This is a genomic window from Sulfitobacter sp. SK025 (genome assembly GCF_003352105.1).
GTDB lineage: Bacteria > Pseudomonadota > Alphaproteobacteria > Rhodobacterales > Rhodobacteraceae > Sulfitobacter > Sulfitobacter pontiacus.
Genome location: NZ_CP025808.1, coordinates 1,522,049 through 1,544,250 on the forward strand (window position 1 = coordinate 1,522,049; position 22,202 = coordinate 1,544,250).

The window sequence follows — 22,202 nt, forward strand, 5'->3', positions numbered from 1 at the left end:
TGTGGCCGCCTGGCGCGCTTAGTGGGTCGCCGTGTGAAAGCGGATCACCTGCGCGTTATCCGCCGGATCGACAAGGAAATGCCCGCAGACGCCAAAGACCTCGCGCAGGAGGGTTTCGGTCATGATCTCGGAGGGGGTGCCAATGGCGCGCAGCTTGCCATCTTGCAAGACGCAGATCCGGTCGCAGAGCGTGGCTTGGTTCAGGTCATGCAGGGCGATGATCGCCGTTGTCGGCAAGCGCTGGATCAGATCAAGGATCGACAGCTGGTGGCGGATATCCAGATGGTTTGTCGGCTCGTCCAGCAGCAGCACTTGCGGCCTTTGGGCCAGTGCACGGGCGATATGAACGCGCTGTTGTTCACCGCCCGACAGCGTATGCCAGTGGCGGTCGCCAAAGCCCGACAGATCCACATCCGCCAGCGCCTGCGTGACGATGGCGTCGTCCCCTGCGCTCCACCCGCGCAGGGCGGACAACCACGGGGTGCGGCCCAGTTCAACGGCATGGCGCACGGTGATGCGATCTGCGGTATCGGCGTGTTGTTCGACCAGGGCCAGCCGCTGTGCAATGTCGCGCTGGCGCATCTTTGCCAGCGGTGCGCCGTCCAGCTCGACCCGCCCGCGCGAGGGTTTCTGAATACCGGCAAGCATATGAAGCAACGTGGATTTGCCGGACCCGTTCGGCCCGATCAGCCCCAGCTTTTCGCCCGGCCGCAAGGACAGGGACACATCGTTGACAATGGCGCGGTTGCGCACCCGCCAGCCCAGTTCGTGACAGGACAGAATCATGGCGACGTCCTTTTGCCAATCAGGATCAGTGCAAAGACAGGCGCGCCGACCAAAGCGGTCACCACGCCGATGGGCAGCACCTGGCCCGGTACAATCACCCGCGAAATCACATCGGCAAAGACCAGAAACACCGCCCCCGCCAGTGCGGAAGCAGGCACGAGGATCGCATGACGATGCCCCACGACGATGCGCATGGCATGGGGGATCACCAGCCCGACAAAGCCGATCGCACCCACCACCGAGACCATTACCGCCGTGACCAGCGCCGCCGTGCCGATCAGCAGCAGTTGCACGCGGCGCACCGGAATGCCCAAGGACGCGGCGCTGTCGCTGCCGAAGGTAAAGGCATCCAGCGCGCGGGCGTGCCACAGACAGGCCAGCAGACCGATCATCGCCGCGGGTAGGGCGCTTAGTACATCGGGCCAGCGCACGCCCGACATATTCCCCAAAAGCCAGAACATGATGGCACGGGCCTGTTCGGCATTGGCCGATTTCGTGATCATCAGCGCGGTCAGGGCGTTGAACATCTGGCTGCCCGCAATACCGGCCAGCACGATCACGCCCGCGGCCCGCAGGCCCACACCGCCCCCCGCCGCCTGCGCCAGCAAGGCGACAAAGGCAAAGGCCACCAGCGCCCCGCTGAACGCACCGATAGACAGCGAAATGGCACCACCCCCCAGCCCGAGGATGGTTACCGCAACAGCGCCTGTGGACGCCCCCGCAGAGATGCCCAGCAGATAGGGATCCGCCAGCGCATTGCGCAGCAGTGCCTGCAACACGACGCCCGACAGCGCCAGACCGGCACCACAGCACATCGCCACCACGGCCCGCGCCATGCGGTAGTTCCACACGATGCCTTCGTCAATTTTGTCGACCGCATAGCCCGCGTTCAGCGCCTTGTTGGCCAGCACCTTCAGCACCACCAGCGGCGGGATAGAGACCTCGCCGATGGCCGCACCAAACAGCAGTGCGGCCAACAGCACGGGCGGGATAATCACCCACCAGTGCCACTGCGGCCTGCGCGTCACAGAGCGGTCGATTGCGGTCATTCGGCCAGATCGAAACCGGACAGCGCGTCAGCCATCGTTTCCAGCGCATAGATCGCACGCACGGTCGGGTCCATCGCATGGGCGTCCATCGTGATGATGCGGCCCTCTTTCACCGCGGTCATCTCGCGGGCGACGGGGTCGTTCATCAGGAAGGCGCGCTTTTTCTCGATGTCATCCGCGGGGAAGCGGCGGCGGTCCATTTTGGCAAGCACGATGAACGTCGGGTCGGACTTCGCCAGAGTCTCCCAGCCGACCAGCGGCCATTCCTCGGCCGAGGTCACGACGTTTTCGACGCCAAGCTTGTCCATCATATAGGCGGGCACACCCTGTTGACCTGCGACATAAGGGTCCGCCGCCATCTCGGACGACGAGAACCAGAACAGCGCCGAGGTGCCTTGGGGCAGGTTCAGCGATTTGGCTTTCTCGACCGCCTTTGCCTCGCGCGATTGCAGGTCTGCCAGCAGCGTGGCACCGGCGTCTTGCGCGTTGTAGATCAGGGCGAGCTCTTCGATGCTGGTATACAGCTGCTGGGTCGTGAACAGTTCGGATCGCGTGCCGTCCGCGCCGACAGAGTTATCCTTGGCCGCGCAATCGGTGGGCATCACATAGGTCGGCACGCCCACCTCGTGAAAGCTGTCGCGGGTGCCGACCATACCTTCGGGGCCGACGTGCCATTCATACATCACGGTGACCAGATCGGGGCGTTTGCCCAACACGCTTTCAAAGCTGGGGTCGTTGTCCGCCAGCCGTTCAATCGCATCGTTTGTCTCTTTGAACTCTGGCAAAACGGGGCTGAACCAGACAGAGGTTCCCGCGATCCGGTCCTGCTGGCCCAGCAGATACAGGATCTCTGTCGTGGATTGCCCGATGGTGACGGTGGTCTGGGGTGCCGCGTCAAAGCTGAGCGTATGGCCGCAGTTGTCGATGGTCAGCGGATAGTCTGTCTCTGCGCCAAGCGCGGTGCTGCCTGCAAGGCTCGCAATCAGGGTCAGGCTGGAAAAAAATGGTTTCATATCAAGGGCTCCGGTTGGTCCGATGCCGGGGTCTTTGAATAGAAAGAGAAGGGGCCAGCCAAACGGCGCGCGGGCGCATTTTGGTCTGCGCTTGTGGTAAGATCCGGTCCCATCATCATCCTCTCCCGAGCAACCCCGCCCGGTGTTTCAGGTTCAGTGTCGGCAGGTCTCCTGACTGACGGATCGCGGCTGTCCCCGCCTTCCCGGACCTTTAGGCCCAGTGGCATGATGGAGGTAGCTCACCGTCTACAGTTGCGGGGGCAGTTCCGGTTCATCCACAGCAAAGCGCGGATGGCGAATTCCCTATTATTTCCCGAAGGAAACCGACCCGGTTTCGATGACAGTTGTCCGCCCACCCGTCAAGTTGCGTTTTTGCGGTCGTCATCGCGTGACAAAGGCAAATAACGCAGGCCACGGTTCCGCAGAACGGGCGAGAGGCAAATAACAAACGGATGGAAAACCAAGTGGCAGCCCGTAGGGGAGTCGAACCCCTCTTTTCAGGTTGAAAACCTGACGTCCTAACCGATAGACGAACGGGCCACTTAACTTGTGAGCGCTTCTTTAGGCAAAGCCATCGGCGGGCGCAAGTGTAAGCCGCATGAGAAAGCGGGGAAATACGGCAAAAAAATCACAGATTTTAATGCCGTATTCCAAGGGGCGTATGGCGAGAGGGGATCGCCGTGTGAAACGCGCGCCGCGCTCGGGATGCGGGCGCGCGTTTCCCTTAGGTTTCCCAGTGAAAACCCGTCGCTTTTTCGGAGACGGTCCAGAGTTTCTCCATCACGGGTTTGTCGTAGGCATGGGGGTTCAGCGTGCCTTTGCCAACGGGCCCTCCGGTTTGCAGCCATCCGGTCGGGCCATAAAGCGCGCGCTGCGCCAACCCGTCTTCGGTCGCGCACATGACCTCGGGATACGCGCCTTTTTCGGCGGATTGCACCATTGGCGTCTTGCTCATCATCCACCAGGTGACCCGTGTGAAAAGCCCGCCGCTTGTGCTGATCAGCGAGGTCGCCGACGCGCCGGGGTGGCAGACGTATACCTCAACGCGACTGTCGGTCGCTTTCAGCCGGTCCTGAAGCTCATAGGCAAACATCATCTGCGCCAGCTTGCTTTGGCTGTAGACCGCGTTGGCGCTATAGTTCTTGTCCCAGTTCATGTCGTCGAACTGGATCGTCTTGATCCCCATGTTGTACCCGAGGCTGGACACCACGACGATCCGGCCCGCGCTTTCCTGAATGCGATCAAACAGCATCCCGCACAGCAGGAAGTGTCCGTAGTGGTTGGTGCCAAGCTGGCTTTCGAACCCGTCAACGGTCAGTTGCTGTGTTGGCACCTGCGCGATGGCAGCGTTGCAGATCAGCGCGTCAATCCGGGGAACGGTGCTTTGCACCTCTTCAGCCGCGGCGCGCACGCTGGCCAGATCAGACAGGTCCATTCGCACAAAGCTCACCTCGGCGTTGGGACCGAAGGCGTCCTTGAGCGTTTTGACCGCGGCGAGGGACTTGTCGGCGTTGCGGTTCAGCATGACGACTTTTGCCCCCTTGGACAGCAGGATGCGCGTGGCCTGAAAGCCCGCACCGGCCGTCGTGCCGGTGATGAGATATGTTTTCCCCTTGAGCGATCCAAGGCGATCAGGTGTCCAGCCTTTGGGTCCGAAAGTCGTGTCCTTCATCGTCATGTTCCTTTTCGATGTCAGCGCGGCAGCGATGCGCGCTGTGTTTGATGTTGAAGGGTAAATAGCTCTCGGTTGGCTCTCAAAACAGGCGAGATCGTCGCGAATACTTGCCTGATTGTATCACGCGCTTGCGAAAGGCGGATGTGACGCAGTAGATTGCGCTCATGAGCAAAGACCAGATCAGACAGCTAATTCAGAACAACGCGACCCAAGAGGGGCTGACGGGAACCGGCATTGACGGGGTGCGCCTGTTTCGGGCCACGCAGGCGATTCCTTGCGTGCCGGCGGTCTATGAACCCAGCGTTATTGCTATCGTCAGCGGGGCGAAAGAGGCCGTGCTGGACGGGCACAGGTACATCTATGACGACAGCCGATATATGTGCTGCCCGATGTCGATGCCGGTGAAGGCCGGCACGCCGACCGCCTCTGCCGAAAGCCCGCTCTACGGGGCTATCATTTCGCTCGATAAGCGGATGATGACAGAACTGTCGATGGAGATGGAAAATACCGGCAATGTGATTCCCGAGGTCAAAGGCGGTTTGCGCGCGCAGGGGATCAGGCTGGCCGCTTGGGATGATGCCTTTGCCGACGCGCTGCTGCGTTTGCTGCAATTGGGTGGCAATCCGGCGGATACGGCGATCCTTGGCGAGGCACGGCTGCGCGAGCTTTACTACGCGATCCTGAAGGGGGAGGCAGGGCGCTTTGCCAGACAGGCCTTCGGGGCGGGCAATGCGATTGCACGGTCGATCGCGCATGTATCCTCTCACCTGGACGCGCCGATCTCTATCGATGATATGGCGTCCCGCGCCGGGATGAGCCGCGCCGCCTTTCACCGTAAGTTCAAGCAGGTGACGACGATGGCCCCGATCCAGTTTGTCAAATCCATGCGGCTCAACAATGCGGCGATGAAGATCGCAGGCGGCATGTCGGTGAACGAGGCTGCGGTCGACGTGGGATATGTCAGCCCGTCGCAATTCAGTCGCGAATTCAGGCGGATGTACGGGCAATCACCGCGCCAATGGGGGGATGCCCAGCAGTTTCCGGTTGAAATGGGCCAATAAGGGGCTGCCAGCGCCTGTGCGTTGGCAGCTCCTTTGCACAAGTCTGGTGGTATGATCAGACGTCTACAACCACCTTGCCGATGGCCTGCCCGCTGGTCAGGCGGTCATAGGCCCCGCCCACCGTATCGAGGTCGAATCTCTGGTCATCAAGCAAGGGCTTGAGCGCCCCTGCGTCCACAAACTCTGCCAGTTTGGTCAGGATCTCCTCGTGCTTTTCACGGCCTTGGTTGGCAAGCATTGGAAGCAGCATAAAGATGATATGCAGCGACAGCCCTTTGAAGTGCGCAGGGGACAGGCCGATTTCCAGCAGCCCAAAGGTCGACGCGATATGGGCGTTCAGGGCGGCGGCCTCGAACGTCGCGTTGCCACCCTAGGCGGTAAGGGTCATGGCTTTCATGGTGGTCATCCTCGGGTGTGTCTGATGCCCACCTAAAGACTGCCGTGATTCATGTAATTGACCTGATCTTGAGCTCAGTTTTCTGATTATGGATGTAATAGGCGAAACGCAAACCGCCGTCAGAGACATCAGAGCTTAGCCTTCCAGCCCGCCGCGCGAGATCGAACAGCGCAGAAACAGCGGCAAACACATCTCGCCCGGGCTCATGGGGTATTGTCTTCATAATGTCGGGTAAAGGTACAAGTGGCAGCCCGTAGGGGAGTCGAACCCCTCTTTTCAGGTTGAAAACCTGACGTCCTAACCGATAGACGAACGGGCCACTTAGCTTGTGAGCGCTTCTCTAAGGAATGCGGCGCAGGCGCGCAAGCAGAAATCGAAAGAAAATGAAAAATTTTTACGCAGGTGCCGCATCTTCCAGACGCAGCTGCACAGACTGTCGGCCGCGCCAGGTATTGATGTCCAGACGACCGGCCAGATGGAACCGTGCACCACCGTGATTTTCCAGTGCCGGGCCAAGCGGGCCGTCAAATGCGCCAAAGGCGATGGCGTCCATTTTGGTGTTGTTGCCGTCACCAAAACTGATCTTGAGGTGGCTTTCACCCACCCGCTTGGCAAAGCGGATCTGCATGTCGGCAAAGGCATATCGCGGGGCAGGGGCACCGGCCCCGAAGGGGCCTGCTTGTTCCACTTGCTGCGCCAGTTCCACCGTCGCGGCGGCGGGCATCAACATGCCGTCCAGCTTCAGGTCTGCGGCACCGGCCAGATGCGCGCCCTGCTTGGCCAGTAGCTCTGACAGCCGCGCCATGGCGGCGTCCAGCTTGTCTTCGGCCACGGTCAGACCGGCGGCCATCTTATGCCCGCCGCCCTTGATCAGCAGCCCCTCGGCCGCCAGCCGCTGGATCGGCGCGCCCAGATCGATCCCCGAGACAGAGCGGCCAGAGCCTTTGCCGATGCCATCCTCGAACCCGATCACGATCGACGGCCGGTTGGACGCCTCTTTCAAACGCGAGGCGACGATGCCCACCACGCCCGGGTGCCAGCCCGCGCCCGAGGCCCAGACCAAAGGCGCGTCAAAGCCGCGGGCCTCTGCCTGATCCAGCGCGGCGGCGCGGACAGCGGTTTCGACATCGCGGCGTTCGGTGTTCAGCAGGTCCAGCTTTTCGGCAAGCGACTGCGCCTCATGGGGATCATCGCAGGCCAGCAGCCTTGCCCCCAGATCCGCTTGCCCGATGCGCCCGCCCGCGTTGATCCGCGGGCCAAGCAGAAACCCAAGATGATAGGCCGCCGGGGCCGTATCCATCCGCGCCACATCGGCCAAGGCGGCAAGCCCCAACCTGTCGCGCCGCGCCATGACGCGTAGCCCCTGACGCACAAAGGCGCGGTTCACGCCGATCAACGGGGCGACATCGGCCACCGTGGCCAGCCCCACCAGATCCAACAGCGCCATCAGGTCAGGCCCGCGTGCGCCCGCTTCGCGCAGTTGGCGCCCTGCCTCGACCAGCATCAAGAACACCACTGCCGCGGCACAAAGATGCGCCAAGGCACCGTCTTCATCTTGCCGGTTGGGGTTCACCACGGCCAAGGCGTCGGGCAGGGTCTCTCCGCCCAGGTGGTGGTCCAGAATAACGACATCCGCCCCGACCGCTGCGGCCACCGGCCCATGCGACAACGTCCCGCAGTCAACGCAGACGATCAGATCATGGGCCGCGGCCAGCTCGGCCATCGCGGCGTCATTGGGGCCATATCCTTCGTCGATCCGGTCCGGCACATAAAGCGTCGCGGCGCAGCCCATCTCGCGCAGCCAGACCAGCAGCAGCGCGGCAGAGCTGCCACCATCCACATCATAATCCGCAAAAACGGCAATCCGCTGACGCGCTTTGACCGCAGCAAGAAACCGCGTCGCGGCTTTTTCCATGTCGCGCAGGGAACGCGGGTCAGGCAGCAGATCGCGCAACGACGGCGCAAGAAACGCTTCGGCTTCTTCCGCCGCCACACCGCGCCGCGCCAGCACCTGACACAGGGCCAGCGGCAGGCTGGTCTGCTGCACCAGAACTTCGGTCGCGCGTTCCACCTCGACACCGGGGCCCACCCAGCGACGCCCCGTCAAAGACGCATCAACACCTAGAAAGCTCATGCATCTCCCCCTTCCAAATGGTCAAAAATCCTCGCCGAAGGCATCCGTCCCATCCTCCCCACAATGGGCAGGGCAGGGACGCGGCCGCGCCCCTCGGGGTTACAGATCCTCGATCCGCAGCGCCACAGGATCGCTTGCCAGCACACCGGTTTTCTCCATCGCGGCCAGAGCCTCGTCCAGCGCGGTGCGGCTGCATTTATGGGTAACGATCAAGACGGGTGCCTGATCGCTGCGGTGTTCGGTCTGGCGCATGCGGTCGATGCTGATGCCGGCCTCGCCCAGAACGGTGGCGACTTTGGCCAGGGCACCGGGTTTGTCCAGCAGGCCCATGCGCAGATAGAAGGCGGCGGGGCGCTGCGACAAGGCTGCGGTGGCCGAGGCGAGCGTTGCCGCCTTCTGGCCAAAGACCGGGCCATGCCAGCCGCGTGCGATGTCGCAGATGTCCGACAATACGGCGCTGGCGGTGGGGCCTTCGCCGGCTCCGGGGCCGCGCAGGACGATCTGCCCGATCGCATCGCCTTCCAGCACGATCATATTGGTCCCGCCCGCGAGTTGCCCCAGCGGAGAGCTGTCGGGCACAAGACAGGGCTGCATGCGCTGTTCCAGCCCGCGGCCGGTCATTTGCGCGACGCCGAGAAGCTTGATCTTGTATCCCATATTCGCGGCAGCCTGAATGTCGTCGATGCTGACGCGCTGGATGCCTTCGATCTCGATCCCGTCGAAATCCACCTGTGTGCCAAACGCGATCGAGGACAGGATCGCCAGCTTATGCGCCGCGTCAATCCCGCCGACATCAAGGTTCGGGTCCGCTTCAAGATAGCCAAGCGCCTCGGCCTCCTCGAACAGGGAGTTGTAGCCGTTGCCGGTCTCTTCCATGCGGGTCAAGATATAGTTGCAGGTGCCGTTCATCACGCCCATGACGCGGGTGATCTCGTTCCCGGCAAGGCTTTCTGTCAGCGCCTTGATCACGGGGATGCCCCCGGCCACAGCGGCTTCATAGCGGATCAGGCAGCCCGCGGCTTCGGCTTGTTCGGCAAGCGCCTGACCGTGGATCGCCAGTAGCGCCTTGTTGGCGGTGACCACATCCTTGCCCGAGGCAAGCGCGGCTTCGGTCGCGTCCTTGGCGGGGCCTTCGTCGCCGCCCATCAGTTCGACAAAGACATCCACATCGTCACGTTTCGCCAGTGCGACGGGATCATCTTCCCACGCGTAGCCCGACAATGTGACACCGCGGTCCTTGTCGCGGCTGCGGGCAGAGACGGCGGTGATGGTGACGGGGCGACCGGTGCGGGCCTCGATCAAGGCAGCCTGCTTGCGGATGATCCGCACCACGCCGACCCCAACGGTGCCCAATCCGGCAATCCCAAGACGAAGCGGTTGTGACATGGTGCAATCCTTTTGGTGGTGCGCGGCAGCGGGCTGCGGCGTTTCGGGGGTTTAGCCGCGATGTAGCCCTTTCCCACCGCGCACGCAACGCGACATTGCATGCGCCTTATTGCAAACCTTGGGACAAACGCTGCTTTTCCGACCCCGACAGAACCGATCCGCGCAAGCGCGCCGCGCGCGCCTGCAACCGTTCGACCCGCGATGTCAGCCCGTTTTCGGTTTGCGGGATGTTCACCTGTCCGGCCTCGGCCTTGGCAAGCAGCGGATCGACCGGCACAATCGCGGGATAGTCCGAGGCGAGAAGCTCGGGCGTGGCACGGCTGTCAAGCGCGGGAAACTGCGTGCAGGCCGCGGGCAGCGTCAGCGCGGCAAGGCAGAGCGGAAGAAGGATACGGTGCGTCATAGATCAGTCATGCACCAGCGACGGAATTCGCGCAAGCAGGGGTTTGCCTTTGAACATGCGTTCAATTAACCTTTGACCCATGGCGCGCACAACCGGATCACATTCTGACATCACTCGGCCCAAAATCCGCGCGGCAGCGTTGCGGCTTTTCGCCCGTCACGGTTTTGCCGCCGTATCCATGCGGGCACTGGCGACGGAAGTCGGGGTGCAGGCGGGCGCATTGTACAATTACACGCCGGACAAGCAGACGCTGCTGTTCAGCCTGTTGCAAGACCATATGAACGACCTGCTTTCGGCCTGCGAAAGTGACCCCAGCCAAAGCGCGGTGGATCGCTTGCGCCAATTCGTCGATTTTCACATCCGCTTTCACGCCGACCGCCCGGACGAGGTTTTCATCTCTTATATGGAGCTGCGCAACCTCACGCCCGAGAATTTCGCCGAGGTCGAAGCATTGCGCCGCCAGTATGAAGACCGGCTAGAGACGATTTTGCGAGACGGGGCGGCGGCGGGGGATTTCGCCATCGCGGATACCAAGATCGCGACCTTGGCGGTGATTGCGATGCTGACAGGGGTGAATACGTGGTTTCGCGCCGGCGGACGGCTGTCGCTGGACGAGGTGATCGCGCAATATTGGGATATGGTGCGCAAGTCCGTCACGGCGGGTTAGGCCCCCGCGCGTGACGCTGGTTTTCAAGGCGCTCAGGGGCGCAGGGCGTTACTCGTCAAAGCCGACGAACCGCGTGACCTCTTCGACGGGGCGGCGGGTAGAGACGACGGCATTGGCCGAAAAGTCCTCGTCCGGCCAGCCCATGGCGACGCAGGTCATGATCACCTGATCGTCGGGGATTTGCGCATGTTCACGCACCACAGGCGATTGCATGATGCCCTGACCGTTGATCACGCAGCCCAGACCCTTGCTCCACGCGGCGAGGACAAGGCCGTAGGTCACCGCGCCCAGATCGAAATGCGCGATGGTGCCATTGTCATCCAGCGACTTGTCAAAGCAGACGACGATGGACACCGGCGCGTCAAACTGACGGAAGCCGCGCATCACCCAATCCTGACGGCGCTCCTTGTCGTCGCGTTCGATCCCCATGGCAGCAAAGAGCTGTTTCGCGATGCCGACCTGCCGGTCGCGGTGGACACCGCCATAGGCCCCGTGATCGCTGATTTCACGCACCGGCGGCACGCCTTGCAACATACGGGTCGAATTCCCTTCACGGACTTTCTCAAGCGGTTCGCCGGTCAGCACATGCAGATGCCACGGCTGGGTGTTCATCGAGGATGGCGCGCGATTGGCCAGTGCGATGACCTCTTCCAGCAGGGCGCGCGGCACGGGGTCTTTCTTGAAGCCCCGGATGCTGCGCCGTTCCTGCATTGCCTGTTTCAGTTCCATCTTGCCCTCCCGCAAATTTCCTGACGGCTGTCAGACTGTTGCAGTTCCGCCGTGGGGTCAAGCGCGGGTGGGGCCGCGTGCCGCTGCGTCAGATCAGCAGTTAGGGACGTTGACCGCCAGCCCCCCAAGCGAGGTTTCTTTATACTTTTCAGACATATCCGCACCGGTCTGGCGCATGGTTTCGATGCAGGCGTCCAGCGGCACCAGATGCGTGCCGTCTCCGCGCAGCGCAAGCGACGCGGCGGACACCGCCTTGATCGCGCCAAGCCCGTTGCGTTCGATGCAAGGCACCTGCACCAGACCGCGCACGGGGTCGCAGGTCATGCCTAGATGATGCTCCAGCGCGATTTCGGCGGCGTTCTCGATCTGCTGCGGCGTACCGCCCATGACGGCACAGAGCCCGGCGGCGGACATGGCGGCCGCGCTGCCCACTTCGGCCTGACAGCCCGCTTCCGCCCCCGAGATCGACGCGTTGAATTTGACCAGCCCGCCGATCGCCGCAGCGGTGAGCAGGAAATCCTCGATATGCGCCTCTGATGCGCCGGGGACGTGATCCAGATAATAGCGCAAGGTAGCGGGCATCACACCCGCCGCGCCATTGGTGGGGGCGGTGACGACTTGCCCACCGGCGGCATTTTCCTCGTTCACCGCCATAGCGTAAACGCTCATCCAGTCGTTGATCGTATGAGGCGCGCGCTGGTTCTGGCCGCGTTCTTGCTGCAGCGCATCATGGATCGCCTTGGCACGGCGTTTGACGTTCAACCCGCCGGGCAGGATGCCATCGGTTTCGAGCCCGCGGTTGATGCAGTCGTTCATCACCTGCCACAGCCGCTTGGTGCCGTCGCGCAGCTGCGCCGCCCCGCCGCGCGATTCCTCGTTGGCACGTTTCATCTGGGCGATGCTCTTGCCGGACTCCGTCGCCATCTGCAGCATCTCGGTTGCGGATTTGAACGGGAAGGGTATCGGCGCGCCTTCGTCCGTGTCCTTGCCCGCCGCCAGTTCGGCTTCGGTCATCACGAAGCCGCCGCCGATGGAATAATAGGTCTCGCGCAGGGTGACGTCGCCTTGGGCGTCGGTGGCCATCAGCATCATCCCGTTGGCGTGGCCGTCGAGCTTGGTGTCGTAGTCAAAGATCATATCGGACTTGGGCGCGAAGCTCAGCGTGCCAAACTCGGGCAGGGTGATCGTCTGCGTGCGATTGATCTCGGCCAGTACCTCTTCGGCACGGTCATTGTCGTAGTCTTGCGGCGTGAACCCCGCGAGGCCAAGGATCGTCGCGCGGTCCGTGGCGTGGCCCACGCCGGTAAAGGCCAGACTGCCGTGCAGGGACGCGCGCAGGCCCGCGAATTTGAACGGCGAGGCGCGCATCAGGTCCAGAAACCGTGCCGCCGCCACCATCGGCCCCATCGTGTGCGAGGAGGACGGGCCGATGCCCACTTTGAACATATCGAAGACAGAGAGAAACATCAGGTGGCACTTCCTATGGGTGGGGTGGCAAGCTGGGGCGCGGTAAAGGGCGTGGGCCCCAGCCCTTCGGCGGTTTGCGCGGCCGCCGTGCAGGGGAGCGTTTCGACCCTTGCGCAAAGCGCGTGCAGATGCGGGGTGGCGCGCAGATCGAACCAGCGGCGATCACGGTTGCGCGGATACAGCGCGCACCAGCGCAACAGCGGGGCGAGGTAAAGCGCAAGCGCGAGGGGCAGCGTATCCGCCGCGGCCCGGTCCTCCAGCCTGCGCAGGTGGGTCTGCAACGCTTGGGTTACGGTTGTGTGCAGCGCGTCTTGGGCGGTGTCGTCGTCGCCCACGTATTTTTCAGGGTAAAACAGCATACGCAGGGCAGGGTGCACCGTATTGGCAACGAAAAACAACCACTTGAGGAAATCCGCCCGTGTGGCATCCGTCGCGGCAGGGGCCAGCCCCCCGTGCCGGTCCGCCAGCCACAGCAGGATTGCGCCGGTTTCAAACATCGGCCCGTCCGGCGTCTGCAACGCGGGGATCAGCCCGTGCGGGTTCAGCGCCCGATAGGCGGGGGCAGACTGCGCCTGCGCCGCGCGATCGACCAGACAGGTGTCATAAGCCACGCCCTGCGCCTCAAGCGCGAGGCGGATGATCAGGGAAGCATTGTCGGGGGCGTAGTGCAGCGTGTAATCGGTCATAGGCCGGTGGTATCCCATTGCGCCGGAGGCGGGCGATTGAAAACGACCGATCTGCGCGGTTTGCGGTACTCTATCCAGATTATCGGCGCGTAACACCCCCGTGGCACCGTGGCGCAGACCATGTGTCCCCCCCCCCGCAGGCCACGCGACGCGACGACAATGCGGTTTTGAGGGTCGCGCGCCGGCGCGGCTGCGTCTATAAGGGCGTCGATTAACGAGGAGTCGCTGCCATGACCGGAGAATTGTCACCCATCGATAAGGCCAAATTTGTCGCCGCCAAACGCGCTGCACAATTTGTAGAAGACGGAATGCGCGTCGGATTGGGCACCGGCTCTACCGCCGCGTGGCTGGTACGCTGTTTGGGCGAGATGGTGCGCGACGACGGCTTGCGGATCAAGGGCGTGCCCACGTCGACCCGTACCGCGCAGCTGGCGCGCGAAGTGGGGATCGAGGTGATCAGCCTTGATGAAGCCAAGTGGCTGGACCTGACTATCGATGGCGCGGACGAGTTCGACGGAGAGCTGAACCTGATCAAGGGCGGCGGCGGTGCCTTGCTGCAAGAAAAGATCGTGGCCACAGCCTCCGATCAAATGGTCGTGATTGCCGACATCGGTAAAGAGGTCGAAACACTGGGCGCATTTCCCCTTCCGGTAGAGGTTATTCCCTTTGGCTGGCAGACCACACAAGCGCTTGTCGAAGAGACTTTGGTGTCGATGGACGTGCTGGGGCGCAATTCCACGCTGCGTATGAACGGCGACATCCCCTTCGTGACGGACGAGGGGAACTACATCCTTGACCTGCATCTCAAGCGGATCGGCAACACCCGCCAGATGGCCTTGGTCATGAACCAGATGCCGGGCGTAGTTGAAAACGGGCTATTCATTGATATCTGTGATGCCGTGGTGATCGGCTATGGCGATGGCCGCGTCGAAGTGCGCGACATCAACGAAGGCACTGTTGATCGCGATAAGATGGAGTTTGTCGAGACGGATAACCTGTTCTCCGACCTGAGCGATTAACAAAGAAAGGCCCCGGCCCAGATGAGCGATTTTGATTACGACCTTTTTGTCATTGGTGGCGGTTCCGGCGGTGTGCGCGCGGCGCGTGTTGCGGCGGGCGAATACGGGGCCAAAGTCGCCCTCGCCGAAGAGGACCGCTATGGCGGGACATGCGTGATCCGGGGCTGCGTGCCGAAAAAGCTGATGGTTTTTGCCTCGGGCTACGCCGAGCTGGTGGACGAGGCGCAGTGCTTTGGCTGGGACATCAAGCCGGGCACCTTCGACTGGCACGCGTTCAAGACCCGTTTGAACACTGAACTGGACCGGCTGGAAGGCGTTTACCGCAAGCTCTTGGCCAATTCGGACGTCGATACCTTTGACCAGCGCGCCACGATCAAGGACGCGCATACGGTGCAGCTGGCGAATGGCGAAACCCGCACGGCCAAACACATCTTGCTGGCCACCGGCGGCCGTCCGGTACGCCCTGATGTACCGAACGCCCAGCTTGGGATTGTGTCGGACGATATCTTCCATCTCGAAAGCCTGCCCAAGTCGATCCTGATTGTGGGTGGTGGCTATATCGGCTGTGAATTCGCCTGTATCCTGAATGGCTTGGGCGTCGAGGTGACGATGTACAACCGCGCGGCACAGATCCTGCGCGGTTTTGATGACGAGGCCCGCGGACTGATCGCTGAATCGATGACAAATGCAGGCGTCGATATCCACTGCGGCACCAACATCGTCGAAATGGCGCTGGAATCCGAACACGAGGCGGGCACCATGCCCAGCAACTCTGACGCGGCGATGGGGGCCACGGCTGAACAATCGAACGAGCTGAACAATTGCGACGCGCGCGCAGGCACGCAGGGGCCGATCTGGGTCAAAGCCTCCAACGGGGCCGAGAAGGTCTTTGATATGGTGCTGTTCGCCACAGGGCGCGCACCGAATACCGATGGCATGGGGCTGGAAGAGGTTGGCGTGTCGCTGGGCCGTCGCCAAGAGGTCGAAGTCGACGAATACAGCCAGTCGGGCGTACCGTCGATCTATGCCATCGGCGATGTCACCGACCGCGTGAACCTGACACCTGTTGCGATCCGCGAAGGCATGGCCTTTGTGCAAACCGTCTTTGGCGGCAACCCGACGCCCGTGGATCACGACCTGATCCCGTCGGCCGTGTTCACACAGCCCGAATTCGGCACCGTCGGCCTGACAGAAGAGCAAGCGGCAGAGCAGGAACCGGTCGAGATTTACTCGGCGTCGTTCCGGCCCATGCAAACGGCCTTTGCCGAAAAGAACAAACGTGTGATGATGAAGCTGATCGTCAGCAAGGAAACACGCGTCGTTCTGGGGTGCCACATCGTCGCACCGAACGCGGGCGAGCTGATCCAGCTGGTGGGCATTGCCGTGAAGGCGGGGCTGACAAAAGAGCAATTCGACGCGACCTGCGCCGTGCACCCGACCATGTCCGAAGAGCTGGTCACCATGCGCAGTCCGACACGCACTGCTTGAAGTTCGGGCGAATATGCCCAACTCTGCACAAGATAAAACCGCGTAGGCGGTTGGGATAGGGCCGCTGTAGCGGCCATACATAGGGAAGAATTAATGGCTGGAAATACAGGCGGTCCTTGGGGCGGCGGAGGAAACTCAGGCGGTGGGAACAATGGTGGCGACCGCAACCGGCCCGGAGGGCAGCGGCCCACCGGTGGTGGCGGGCGCGGTCCGGGTGGTGACAAAGGTCAGATGCCCGAGATCGACGATCTGGTGAAAAAGGGTCAGGAACAGCTGCGCGTCCTCATGGGCGGCAAAGGCGGCACTCGTAATTCCGGCGGCTCTGGCGGGAATATGGGCGGCGCAGGCCCCAAGTTCACCCGCGGCACAGTGGGTCTGGGTCTGGTGGCGGCCGCTGTCGTCTGGGGGATGGCAAGCTTTTATACCGTGCGCCCTGAACAGCAGTCGATCGAACTCTTCCTTGGCGAATTTTCTGGCATCGGGACAGAGGGTCTGAACTTTGCCCCTTGGCCCTTTGTCACCGCCGAAGTCTTTGACGTGACCACCAACCGCGCCGAAACCATTGGCGCAGGACGCAGTGGCGACGATAACGAAGGGCTGATGCTGACCACGGATGAAAACATCGTCGACATCGACTTTCAGGTCGTCTGGAACGTGAAGAATGCCGAGAACTTCAAGTTCTCGCTGCGGGACCCGCAAATGGCGGTGCGTGCGATTTCTGAATCCGCCATGCGCGAGATCATCGCCCAGTCCGAACTGGCACCGATCCTCAACCGTGACCGTGCCACCATCGAGGCTTCTGCACGCGAGCTGATCCAGACGACGTTGGACAACCGCCAGACCGGCATCAACATCATCCGCGTCAACTTCAACAAGGTGGACCCGCCCAGCCAGACGGTCACCGTGACGGATGCAAACGGCAACACGACGCAGGAATCCGTCATCGACGCCTTCCGCGACGTGCAAGCTGCCGAACAGGAACGCGATCGGGTGGAACGTCAGGCTGACGCCTACGCCAACCGCCGCACCGCCGAAGCCCGTGGTGAATCCGCCCGTCTGCTGGAAGCCGCCGAAGGGTACCGTGCGCGTGTGGTCAACGACGCCGTGGGTGAGGCAAGCCGCTTTGAAGCGGTATTGCAGGAATATGCAGCAGCACCCGATGTAACCCGTCGCCGTCTGTACATCGAAACCATGGAGAAAGTTCTGGGAGACGTGGACAAGATCATCCTCGAAAACGGCTCTGACGGGACCGGGCAGGGGGTCGTGCCTTACCTGCCGCTCAATGAACTCCGCAACTCCAACCGAGGATCGAACTGATGCGTAAACTCAATATCCTCATCCCCGTGGTTGTGATCGCAGCCGTTGTCGCCCTGTCGTCGATCTTTATCGTGGACGAACGTGAACGCGCGCTGGTGCTGCGTTTCGGCCAGATCAAACAGGTGCGTGAAGACGCGGGCATCGGGTTCAAAATCCCGCTGCTGGACGAGGTCGTCCGCTACGACGACCGTATCCTGTCGCTTGAAACGCCGATGATCGAGGTCACCCCCGCCGATGACCGTCGTCTCGAAGTGGATGCCTTTGTGCTGTACCGCATCAACAGCGTGCGCCAGTTCCGTCAGGCCCTTGGCACCGACGGTGGCCGTCAGGCTGAAATCCAGTTGAACGGTATTCTTGACGGTCAGATCCGTGCGGTTCTGGGCTCGCAGGGTGTGACATCCAACACCATCCTGTCGCCCGAACGCTCTGCACTGATGGACCAGATCCGCGAACGTTCTGACGCGCGTGCGCAGGCGCTTGGTCTGGATGTGGTCGATGTGCGTTTGCGCCAGACCAACCTGCCAGAGCAGAACTTTGACGCGACCCTGCAGCGGATGATCGCTGAACGTGACCGCGAAGCGACCGATGAACGCGCCCGTGGCCGCGAGGCGGCGCAACGTGTCACCGCCCTTGCGGATCGTACCTACGAGGAAATCCTGTCGGAAGCCCGTCGTGACGCCCGTATCACCGAAGGTGAGGCCGACGCCGAGCGGAACAAGATCTTTGCGCAAGCCTACTCCAAGGATGCGGAGTTCTTTGAATTCTACCGCTCGCTCAGCGCTTACGAGCAAGCGTTGAAAGGCGAGAATTCCACTATGGTGATGTCGCCCGACAGCGAGTTCTTTAACTACCTCAAGTCGGACGAAGGCAGCCGCAGCCAGCGCGCGACCACCACCGGGACCGGTAACTGATCCGATCCACGGTGAACCATTGAACGGGGGCTGGCAGAAATGCCGGCCCCTGTTTCGTTTGGGGGCATGACCCCGGGATCAACGGGATAAGGGGCGGCAATTTCGCATAGAAACCGAAGGTCGCGTTGACATGCGCGTGAGGATGACCATCTTTCACCTTGCAGCAGTGGGTTTGCGGATGCACTCTGCCAAGGACACATAAACGGGGTGTATCGCCCCTTATAAAACCGGAGTTGACGAATGCAGCCAAAGGCCGTTTCCCTGTCGCGTACCGACGCAATATCGCCCCAGATCAAATGGTTGATGATGGGCATGCTGGCGCTGGCTTTTGTCCTGATGCAGGCCGTGGTCGCACTGGCCAAACCCGAAAGCCTTGCGCCGCTTGCGGAAAAGATCAGCCCGTCGGTCGTGAATATCACCACTTCCACCACCGTTGAAGGGCGCACGGGCCCCCGTGGCATCGTGCCCGAAGGCTCCCCCTTCGAGGATTTCTTCAAGGAATTCCGTGACCGCAACAATGGTGGCGAAGCCCCCGCGCCACGCAAATCTTCGGCGCTTGGGTCGGGGTTTGTCATCTCTGAAGACGGGTTCGTCGTGACCAACAACCACGTGATCGAAGGCGCGGACGAGATCACCATCGAATTTTTCACCGGTCTTGAATTGAAGGCCGAAGTCATCGGCACCGACCCCAACACCGATATCGCCCTGCTTAAGGTTGAAGCCCCAAGTGCGCTGCCGTTCGTCAGCTTTGGCGACAGCAATGCCGCCCGCGTTGGTGACTGGGTGCTGGCCATGGGCAACCCGCTGGGGCAGGGGTTTTCCGTCTCGGCCGGAATCGTCTCGGCGCGCAACCGTGCTTTGTCGGGCACCTACGATGACTATATCCAGACGGATGCTGCCATTAACCGCGGCAACTCCGGGGGGCCGTTGTTCAATATGGACGGCGAAGTTATCGGCGTGAACACCGCGATCCTGTCGCCCAACGGCGGCTCCATCGGGATCGGTTTCTCGATGGCGTCGAATGTCGTGACGCGTGTTGTGAACCAGCTTAAGGAATTCGGCGAAACCCGTCGCGGCTGGTTGGGTGTGCGTATTCAGGACGTTACTCAGGATGTGGCCGACGCGATGGGGCTTGCCAAAGCGTCCGGCGCGTTGATCACCGATGTACCGGACGGCCCTGCGAAGGATGCGGGCCTGAAAACCGGTGATGTGATCCTCAGCTTTGCAGGGGTCGAGGTTGAAGATACCCGCGGTCTGGTCCGTCAGGTGGGCAACAGCACCGTCGGGGCCTCGGTCCGCGTGACTGTCCTGCGCGAGGGGAAATCCCAGACGCTCAAGGTCAAGCTGGGCCGCCGCGAAGATGCCGAAGGGGCAGGGGCGTCGGCCTCGGCACCAGAGGATGAGGCAGAGCCCGAAGCGCCTGCGTCAAAGTCGGTGCTTGGTCTGACAATCACGCCGCTGACGGATGATCTGCGTACCGAGCTTGGGGCGGATGATTCAGTCGAGGGTCTGGCCGTGACCGAGGTGGACGAGATGTCGGAAGCCTTCGAGAAAGGCCTGCGTGTAGGGGACATCATCACCGAGGCGGGCCAACAGCCGATCCTGTCCATCACCGATCTGGAGGACCGGATCACCGAGGCAAAAGACGGCGGCCGCAAGTCGTTGTTGCTGTTGGTGCGCCGCGCAGGTGACCCGCGCTTTGTGGCCTTGGGTCTGGGCGACTAAACCCGCCCCAGATCGCTGGAAAAACGCTGCCCCCGTCGGTCCCTGCACCGGCGGGGGTTTTGCGTGGGGCGCGTCTGCACGCTGCCGGTTGTTTCGCATATCGAAAGCCGATAGGATTTACTTCAAATGAAGGACAGCCCCATGCACGACACATCCACGACGGCCATTCGCAGCGATCGGCTGTCTGCGCTGCGCACCCAAATGCTGGCAGAGGCGGAGATTACCAGCGTGCAGAACCAGTCGCTGATCCAAAGCCGCCGCGAACAGATTTGCGAGGCGGCCTTGTCGCTGTTTCTTGAGAAAGGCTTTGCCGCCACCACGATCCGCGACATCTGTGCGCGCTCGGGCGTCAATCAAGCCAGCATCTATGATTATATCGCGAATAAGAACGACATCCTGCGCCGCCTGCTGAACCAACTGTGGTTCCGCGAGGACGTGTCGACGCTGCCGATCATCCTGCTGGATGAAAACCTGTCACTCGAGGACGCGTTCGAGAAATACTTCCGCGAAAGCTGGTCGATGAAACGGGATGGCACGTTGCTGGCCTATCGGTGCGTGCCGCATATGCAGGCCGAAGACCGCCGCGCCCTGCACGCGCGCGAGTTTGCCGTGATGAAGGATCTGGCGGACCAGCTTGCCCCGCGTCTGGGGACGCACAGCGACGATCAACGGCTTGATATCGTTGCCAATCTGATGGTGTTCCTGTCAGCCTTTGGCCCGATGCGCGACTGGCTGATCCGTGACATCCCGGACGAGGTGATCCTGCGCACGATCTCGGCCGGTGCGGCGGCGATGGTCAGATCGCTTGCGGATCAGACGCAGACCTAAAGCTTGCGGGCGCGAATGACCGTGTGGTGGCTGACCAGCTCATAGCCCATCTCGGCTGCGACACGATCCAGCAGCGTCGCGATCTCGATCCCTGGAATTTCCACCAGATCCCCACTGTCGACATCGACCAGATGGTCGTGGTCCGTGTGGGGCATCATCTCGTAGCGGGCAGGGGCATCATCCAGCACCAGTTTGCGCACCAGCCCCGCGTTTTCAAGCACTGACATCGTGCGATAGACCGTGGCGACTGACACGGTGTCATCCAGCCTGCGTGCCTTTTCATACAGGTCTTCGACATTGGGGTGATCGTCGGTTTCCGACAGCAGCGATACGATGGTTGTGCGCTGTGGCGTGACCCGCAGGCCCGCTTCACGCAGCAATTGCTTGTAATCAGCGCTGTGGGTCAAACCGATGTCCTTTCTCGTCTGCCTTCTTGTTACGCAAGATTCATCTTGCCCGCAAGTTTATGCGACCTATTCTTATTTGCATGTTTGACATATGCGACTAATTCGCATTTACATCTAGCGAACGCATTGCTCCTTGGAGGAACAGAATGAGAAAGAATGTGCTGGCGTCGGTTTTTGCTCCGGTTCTTGGTGTTGCGGCGATGGCAGGCGTGCCTGCGGTTGCGGCTGATTTCAAAGTCGTCACGACCTTTACGGTTCTTGCCGATATGGCGCAGCAGGTGGGCGGCGATGCGGCAGAGGTGGTATCGATCACCAAGCCCGGTGCCGAAATCCACGGTTACGAGCCCACCCCGCGCGATATCGTGGGCGCGGTGGATGCCGATCTGATCCTGTGGAACGGCATGAACCTAGAGCTGTGGTTCGAGCAGTTCATCTCGAACCTCGGGGATATTCCGTCGGCCACGCTGACCGACGGGGTGGAGCCGATCTCTATCGGGGAGGGGGAGTATGAGGGCAAGCCGAACCCCCACGCCTGGATGGGGCTGGATAACGCGCTGATCTACGTCGACAATATCGCGGCAGCTTTTGCCGAACACGACCCTGACAATGCGGCGACCTATGCCGCCAACGCTGAAAGCTATAAACAGGAAATCCGCGATACGATCACGCCCCTGCGGGACCGGATTGCGCAGATCCCCGAAGACCAGCGTTGGCTGGTGACCTGTGAAGGGGCGTTCAGCTACCTCGCGCGGGATTTCGGGATGAAAGAGCTGTACCTCTGGCCGATGAACGCCGACCAGACCGGCACGCCGCAGCAGGTGCGCAAAGTCATCGATTCCGTGCGCGACAATGATATTCCGGTCGTTTTCTGTGAGAGCACGGTGAATACCTCGCCTGCAAAGCAGGTCGCGCGGGAAACCGGCGCGGCCTATGGTGGTGTGCTTTATGTCGATAGCCTCAGCACCGCCGAGGGCCCCGTGCCAAGCTATCTGGACTTGCTGCGCGTCACCTCGCAGACTGTCGCGGACGGGCTGGATGCAGGCCTGAAGTAAAT

Annotated in this window: 21 protein-coding genes, 2 tRNA genes and 1 riboswitch; of the genes, 9 read left to right on the forward strand and 14 right to left on the reverse strand. The window is 61.8% G+C overall.

Features of this window, described 5'->3' with window-relative positions; translation table 11 throughout:
- Positions 1-18 precede the first annotated feature (18 nt).
- The 5 genes from C1J04_RS07345 to C1J04_RS07365 form a co-directional block, all read right to left on the reverse strand.
- Positions 19-786 (reverse strand): ABC transporter ATP-binding protein, encoded by a 768-nt coding sequence (locus C1J04_RS07345; protein ID WP_009826597.1) that lies wholly within the window; start codon positions 784-786, stop codon positions 19-21.
- Entirely contained in the window at positions 783-1,835 is a 1,053-nt protein-coding gene (locus C1J04_RS07350) for a FecCD family ABC transporter permease (RefSeq protein ID WP_009826598.1), read from the reverse strand. The genes C1J04_RS07345 and C1J04_RS07350 overlap by 4 nt, the downstream gene beginning before the upstream one ends.
- The gene (locus tag C1J04_RS07355) at positions 1,832-2,848 is read right to left on the reverse strand and encodes an ABC transporter substrate-binding protein (protein ID WP_009826599.1); all 1,017 of its coding nucleotides are present in this window, start codon (positions 2,846-2,848) and stop codon (positions 1,832-1,834) included. Before C1J04_RS07355 ends, C1J04_RS07350 begins: the two co-directional genes overlap by 4 nt.
- A 144-nt stretch (positions 2,849-2,992) precedes the next feature.
- Positions 2,993-3,191, reverse strand: a riboswitch (cobalamin riboswitch).
- Between the two features lie 122 nt (positions 3,192-3,313).
- Positions 3,314-3,388 (reverse strand) — tRNA-Glu (locus C1J04_RS07360).
- 184 nt (positions 3,389-3,572) lie between these two features.
- Positions 3,573-4,520 carry an SDR family oxidoreductase gene (locus tag C1J04_RS07365; protein ID WP_037954313.1) on the reverse strand — a complete coding sequence of 316 codons (948 nt, stop codon included), beginning with the start codon at positions 4,518-4,520 and terminating at the stop codon, positions 3,573-3,575.
- A gap of 167 nt (positions 4,521-4,687) precedes the next feature.
- Between C1J04_RS07365 and C1J04_RS07370 the strand changes: the two genes are divergently transcribed.
- Positions 4,688-5,584, forward strand: coding sequence for an AraC family transcriptional regulator (locus tag C1J04_RS07370; protein ID WP_009826601.1), 897 nt, complete (start codon positions 4,688-4,690; stop codon positions 5,582-5,584).
- A 55-nt stretch (positions 5,585-5,639) separates the two neighbouring features.
- Here C1J04_RS07370 and C1J04_RS07375 read toward each other — a convergent pair whose 3' ends face one another.
- The 5 genes from C1J04_RS07375 to C1J04_RS07395 form a co-directional block, all read right to left on the reverse strand.
- Positions 5,640-5,834, reverse strand: coding sequence for a zinc-binding dehydrogenase (locus C1J04_RS07375; protein WP_009826602.1), 195 nt, complete (start codon positions 5,832-5,834; stop codon positions 5,640-5,642).
- 391 nt (positions 5,835-6,225) lie between these two features.
- Positions 6,226-6,300: transfer RNA gene (locus C1J04_RS07380), tRNA-Glu, on the reverse strand.
- 75 nt (positions 6,301-6,375) lie between these two features.
- Positions 6,376-8,115, reverse strand: coding sequence for a single-stranded-DNA-specific exonuclease RecJ (recJ, locus tag C1J04_RS07385; RefSeq protein ID WP_009826604.1), 1,740 nt, complete (start codon positions 8,113-8,115; stop codon positions 6,376-6,378).
- Between the two features lie 99 nt (positions 8,116-8,214).
- Entirely contained in the window at positions 8,215-9,501 is a 1,287-nt protein-coding gene (locus C1J04_RS07390; RefSeq protein WP_009826605.1) for a homoserine dehydrogenase, read from the reverse strand.
- Positions 9,502-9,607: 106 nt separating this feature from the next.
- Positions 9,608-9,904, reverse strand: coding sequence for a hypothetical protein (locus tag C1J04_RS07395; RefSeq protein ID WP_009826606.1), 297 nt, complete (start codon positions 9,902-9,904; stop codon positions 9,608-9,610).
- Positions 9,905-9,983: 79 nt separating this feature from the next.
- Between C1J04_RS07395 and C1J04_RS07400 the strand changes: the two genes are divergently transcribed.
- On the forward strand, positions 9,984-10,571 hold the full coding sequence (locus tag C1J04_RS07400) for a TetR/AcrR family transcriptional regulator (protein ID WP_009826607.1): 588 nt from the start codon (positions 9,984-9,986) through the stop codon (positions 10,569-10,571).
- A 48-nt stretch (positions 10,572-10,619) separates the two neighbouring features.
- Here C1J04_RS07400 and C1J04_RS07405 read toward each other — a convergent pair whose 3' ends face one another.
- The 3 genes from C1J04_RS07405 to C1J04_RS07415 form a co-directional block, all read right to left on the reverse strand.
- Positions 10,620-11,300 (reverse strand): nitroreductase, encoded by a 681-nt coding sequence (locus tag C1J04_RS07405; RefSeq protein WP_009826608.1) that lies wholly within the window; start codon positions 11,298-11,300, stop codon positions 10,620-10,622.
- 93 nt (positions 11,301-11,393) lie between these two features.
- On the reverse strand, positions 11,394-12,767 hold the full coding sequence (locus tag C1J04_RS07410; RefSeq protein WP_009826609.1) for an L-serine ammonia-lyase: 1,374 nt from the start codon (positions 12,765-12,767) through the stop codon (positions 11,394-11,396).
- A complete protein-coding gene (locus C1J04_RS07415; protein WP_009826610.1) occupies positions 12,767-13,453 on the reverse strand; it encodes a glutathione S-transferase family protein in 687 nt (228 codons plus the stop codon). Before C1J04_RS07415 ends, C1J04_RS07410 begins: the two co-directional genes overlap by 1 nt.
- Before the next feature lie 230 nt (positions 13,454-13,683).
- Here C1J04_RS07415 and rpiA point away from each other — a divergent pair, with 230 nt between their 5' ends.
- The 6 genes from rpiA (at position 13,684) to C1J04_RS07445 (ending at position 20,741) form a co-directional block, all read left to right on the forward strand.
- Positions 13,684-14,472, forward strand: coding sequence for a ribose-5-phosphate isomerase RpiA (gene rpiA / locus C1J04_RS07420; RefSeq protein ID WP_005852551.1), 789 nt, complete (start codon positions 13,684-13,686; stop codon positions 14,470-14,472).
- Positions 14,473-14,493: 21 nt separating this feature from the next.
- A complete protein-coding gene (locus C1J04_RS07425) occupies positions 14,494-15,960 on the forward strand; it encodes an FAD-dependent oxidoreductase (protein WP_009826611.1) in 1,467 nt (488 codons plus the stop codon).
- Between the two features lie 93 nt (positions 15,961-16,053).
- The gene (hflK, locus tag C1J04_RS07430) at positions 16,054-17,277 is read left to right on the forward strand and encodes an FtsH protease activity modulator HflK (RefSeq protein ID WP_174226604.1); all 1,224 of its coding nucleotides are present in this window, start codon (positions 16,054-16,056) and stop codon (positions 17,275-17,277) included.
- A complete protein-coding gene (gene hflC / locus C1J04_RS07435) occupies positions 17,277-18,188 on the forward strand; it encodes a protease modulator HflC (protein ID WP_009826613.1) in 912 nt (303 codons plus the stop codon). The genes hflK and hflC overlap by 1 nt, the downstream gene beginning before the upstream one ends.
- A 240-nt stretch (positions 18,189-18,428) precedes the next feature.
- The gene (locus C1J04_RS07440; protein ID WP_009826614.1) at positions 18,429-19,913 is read left to right on the forward strand and encodes a DegQ family serine endoprotease; all 1,485 of its coding nucleotides are present in this window, start codon (positions 18,429-18,431) and stop codon (positions 19,911-19,913) included.
- A 141-nt stretch (positions 19,914-20,054) separates the two neighbouring features.
- Positions 20,055-20,741 carry a TetR/AcrR family transcriptional regulator gene (locus C1J04_RS07445; protein WP_254655167.1) on the forward strand — a complete coding sequence of 229 codons (687 nt, stop codon included), beginning with the start codon at positions 20,055-20,057 and terminating at the stop codon, positions 20,739-20,741.
- Here the strand turns inward: C1J04_RS07445 and C1J04_RS07450 are convergent.
- A complete protein-coding gene (locus C1J04_RS07450) occupies positions 20,738-21,148 on the reverse strand; it encodes a Fur family transcriptional regulator (RefSeq protein ID WP_009826616.1) in 411 nt (136 codons plus the stop codon). The two genes, C1J04_RS07445 and C1J04_RS07450, sit on opposite strands and share 4 nt — an antisense overlap.
- Positions 21,149-21,294: 146 nt before the next feature.
- On the opposite strand from C1J04_RS07450, the gene C1J04_RS07455 reads away from it, so the two are divergent.
- Positions 21,295-22,200 carry a metal ABC transporter substrate-binding protein gene (locus C1J04_RS07455; protein ID WP_009826617.1) on the forward strand — a complete coding sequence of 302 codons (906 nt, stop codon included), beginning with the start codon at positions 21,295-21,297 and terminating at the stop codon, positions 22,198-22,200.
- Positions 22,201-22,202: the final 2 nt, after the last annotated feature.

Coding starts and splice junctions, on each gene's coding strand:
- C1J04_RS07345 (WP_009826597.1), bottom strand. CDS start 786: ATGATTCTGTCCTGTCACGAACTGGGCTGGCGGGTGCGCAACCGCGCC.
- C1J04_RS07350 (WP_009826598.1), bottom strand. CDS start 1,835: ATGACCGCAATCGACCGCTCTGTGACGCGCAGGCCGCAGTGGCACTGG.
- C1J04_RS07355 (WP_009826599.1), bottom strand. CDS start 2,848: ATGAAACCATTTTTTTCCAGCCTGACCCTGATTGCGAGCCTTGCAGGC.
- C1J04_RS07365 (WP_037954313.1), bottom strand. CDS start 4,520: ATGAAGGACACGACTTTCGGACCCAAAGGCTGGACACCTGATCGCCTT.
- C1J04_RS07370 (WP_009826601.1), top strand. CDS start 4,688: ATGAGCAAAGACCAGATCAGACAGCTAATTCAGAACAACGCGACCCAA.
- C1J04_RS07375 (WP_009826602.1), bottom strand. CDS start 5,834: ATGCTGCTTCCAATGCTTGCCAACCAAGGCCGTGAAAAGCACGAGGAG.
- recJ (WP_009826604.1), bottom strand. CDS start 8,115: ATGAGCTTTCTAGGTGTTGATGCGTCTTTGACGGGGCGTCGCTGGGTG.
- C1J04_RS07390 (WP_009826605.1), bottom strand. CDS start 9,501: ATGTCACAACCGCTTCGTCTTGGGATTGCCGGATTGGGCACCGTTGGG.
- C1J04_RS07395 (WP_009826606.1), bottom strand. CDS start 9,904: ATGACGCACCGTATCCTTCTTCCGCTCTGCCTTGCCGCGCTGACGCTG.
- C1J04_RS07400 (WP_009826607.1), top strand. CDS start 9,984: ATGGCGCGCACAACCGGATCACATTCTGACATCACTCGGCCCAAAATC.
- C1J04_RS07405 (WP_009826608.1), bottom strand. CDS start 11,300: ATGGAACTGAAACAGGCAATGCAGGAACGGCGCAGCATCCGGGGCTTC.
- C1J04_RS07410 (WP_009826609.1), bottom strand. CDS start 12,767: ATGTTTCTCTCTGTCTTCGATATGTTCAAAGTGGGCATCGGCCCGTCC.
- C1J04_RS07415 (WP_009826610.1), bottom strand. CDS start 13,453: ATGACCGATTACACGCTGCACTACGCCCCCGACAATGCTTCCCTGATC.
- rpiA (WP_005852551.1), top strand. CDS start 13,684: ATGACCGGAGAATTGTCACCCATCGATAAGGCCAAATTTGTCGCCGCC.
- C1J04_RS07425 (WP_009826611.1), top strand. CDS start 14,494: ATGAGCGATTTTGATTACGACCTTTTTGTCATTGGTGGCGGTTCCGGC.
- hflK (WP_174226604.1), top strand. CDS start 16,054: ATGGCTGGAAATACAGGCGGTCCTTGGGGCGGCGGAGGAAACTCAGGC.
- hflC (WP_009826613.1), top strand. CDS start 17,277: ATGCGTAAACTCAATATCCTCATCCCCGTGGTTGTGATCGCAGCCGTT.
- C1J04_RS07440 (WP_009826614.1), top strand. CDS start 18,429: ATGCAGCCAAAGGCCGTTTCCCTGTCGCGTACCGACGCAATATCGCCC.
- C1J04_RS07445 (WP_254655167.1), top strand. CDS start 20,055: ATGCACGACACATCCACGACGGCCATTCGCAGCGATCGGCTGTCTGCG.
- C1J04_RS07455 (WP_009826617.1), top strand. CDS start 21,295: ATGAGAAAGAATGTGCTGGCGTCGGTTTTTGCTCCGGTTCTTGGTGTT.